2 protein-coding genes are annotated in these 2,181 nt (G+C 64.5%); both read left to right on the forward strand.

What is annotated here, in order from left to right:
• The first annotated feature begins 1 nt into the window (after position 1).
• Positions 2-1,231: a bifunctional alpha/beta hydrolase/OsmC family protein gene (locus VBE63_RS27860; RefSeq protein WP_323686240.1), complete on the forward strand. Its 1,230-nt coding sequence runs from the start codon at positions 2-4 to the stop codon at positions 1,229-1,231.
• 201 nt (positions 1,232-1,432) lie between these two features.
• Positions 1,433-2,020, forward strand: a complete 588-nt coding sequence (locus VBE63_RS27865; protein WP_323686241.1) for a VWA domain-containing protein — start codon at positions 1,433-1,435, stop codon at positions 2,018-2,020.
• The last annotated feature ends 161 nt before the right edge of the window (positions 2,021-2,181 follow it).

Raw genomic sequence — 2,181 nt, forward strand, 5'->3', positions numbered from 1 at the left:
AATGGCACGCATCCGGTTCGATTTTAACAATCCCGAGGGCCACCGGCTCGCGGGGCTGCTGGAGACGCCGCCGGCGGGTGTAGAAACCCAGCGCTATGCGCTGTTCGCGCACTGCTTCACCTGCGGTAAGGATCTCGCGGCGGCAACCCGGATCAGCCGTGCCCTAGCGGCACGCGGCATTGCGGTGCTGCGTTTCGATTTCACCGGTCTTGGCAATAGCGATGGCGACTTCGCCAACACCAGCTTTTCGTCGAATATCCAGGATCTGCTCGCGGCGGCGGCGGCGCTTGAGGCTGGCTATGCGGCGCCAGCGCTGCTGATCGGCCACAGCCTGGGCGGCGCTGCGGTGCTCGCCGCCGCGGGGCGCCTGCCGTCGGTCGAGGCGGTGGTGACGATCGCCGCGCCGGCGACGCCGGATCATATCGAGCACCTGTTCAGCGGTGTGCGCGGCGAGATGGAGTCGACCGGCGAGGCCGAGGTCAAGGTGGGTCGACGCCGTTTTCGCATCCGTCGCCAGTTCCTCGACGATCTCAAGCAGTATGCCGATGCGGAGCATATCCGTCGGCTGAAGCGCCCGCTGTTGGTGTTCCATTCGCCCGTCGATGAGATCGTTGAGGTTGAGGAGGCGGCAAAGATCTACCATGCGGCGCTGCATCCGAAGAGCTTCATCTCGCTCGATCGGGCCGACCATCTGTTGACCGACCGGGAGGATTCCGAGTACGTCGCCGAGACGCTGGTCGCCTGGGCAAGCCGGTATCTGGGGCTACATCGCCACCAGGAGGAGGCCGGCGGTGGCACTGCGCCCAAGGTGAGGCCCGGCGAGGTGCTGGTAACCGAGCGCGATCAGGCCTTTTTGCGTGGGCTCTATGCGGCGCGGCATCAGTTGCTGGCGGACGAGCCGGAAACGGCGGGCGGCACGGATCTGGGGCCGAATCCCTATGAGCTGTTGCTGATGGCGTTAGGGGCCTGTACCTCGATGACGCTGCGCATGGTGGCGAGCCGGAAACGTCTGGCGCTCGATGACATTGAGGTGCGGCTTCGGCATCAGGAGCGTCCGGCCGCAGAGGGCGCTCGGCAGGGTCCGCAGCAGATTGTGCAGCGGATCACACTGGTGGGTGCGCTCAGCGAGCAGGAACGTGCGCTGCTGCTGGAGATCGCCGAACGCTGCCCGGTGCATCGGACGCTCGTGCATTCGCAGCTGCAGATCGTCACCGAGGGCGATGAGCCCTGATTTGCGACCCATTGACCGTCGATTTACCCCCTTGACCCTCAATTTACGCTCAATCTACCCGAACAGCTGAGGACGATGAAACGTTCGCGAACAGACCTGGAAACGACGTCGAACCGGAACGAGGTGGATGCCTTCTTAGCGCAGGTGGCAGCGGTGCCGAAGCGGGCGCCGTCGGGTTCGCGCGGGCGGCTAATCTTTTCAATGGACGCAACCGCTAGCCGCGAGCCGAGCTGGGATCAGGCCGCCAGTTTGCAGGCGGCGATGTTCCAGGAGACGAACGACCTCGGCGGACTCGATGTGCAGCTTGTCCATTACCGCGGTTTTCAAGAGCTGCACGCGTCGCCCTGGTGCAGTCGTGCCGATCAGCTCTTGCCAAGGATGACGGCGGTGCGCTGCGCGGCTGGCATCACCCAGATCGGTCGCGTACTCGATCACGCCATCGCTGAAACCGAACGCAAGCGCGTCAATGCACTGGTCTTCGTCGGCGATTGCGTCGAAGAGCCGCTCGACGGTCTTGCAGGTCGCGCAGGCCAGCTCGGCCTGCTCGGGGTGCCAGCCTTCGTGTTTCAGGATGGGCGTGAATCGACCGCCGAGCGTGCATTAAAGGAGATTGCGCGCCTCAGCGGTGGTGCTTGGTGTCCGTTCGACGCCTCGAGTCCGCGCACCCTGAAGGACCTTCTCAGTGCGGTAGCGGTCTATGCCGCTGGCGGCCGCAAGGCGCTGGCTGATTTTAGTCGCCAGCGCGGTGGTGATGTCCTGCGGCTGACCCAGCAGCTGAGAGGTGAGTAAATGATGATGGTGGAGTCTGAGCAATGGCGCGGCTGCTGATCCTGCTGATCGTCATCGGCGGTCTGTTTTGGTTTCTCTACTGGTTTAGCCGCACGCCAGCGACGCAGGTTGCGCGCGTGCTGCGCCGCGCCGCGCTCTGGGGTGGCATTGGGCTGCTCCTG

Source organism: Lamprobacter sp., from assembly GCF_034860625.1.
Taxonomy (GTDB): domain Bacteria; phylum Pseudomonadota; class Gammaproteobacteria; order Chromatiales; family Chromatiaceae; genus Lamprobacter.

Excerpts from the sequence above, each read along its gene's own strand:
- VBE63_RS27860 (WP_323686240.1), top strand. The coding sequence starts at position 2 with ATGGCACGCATCCGGTTCGATTTTAACAATCCCGAGGGCCACCGGCTC.
- VBE63_RS27865 (WP_323686241.1), top strand. The coding sequence starts at position 1,433 with ATGGACGCAACCGCTAGCCGCGAGCCGAGCTGGGATCAGGCCGCCAGT.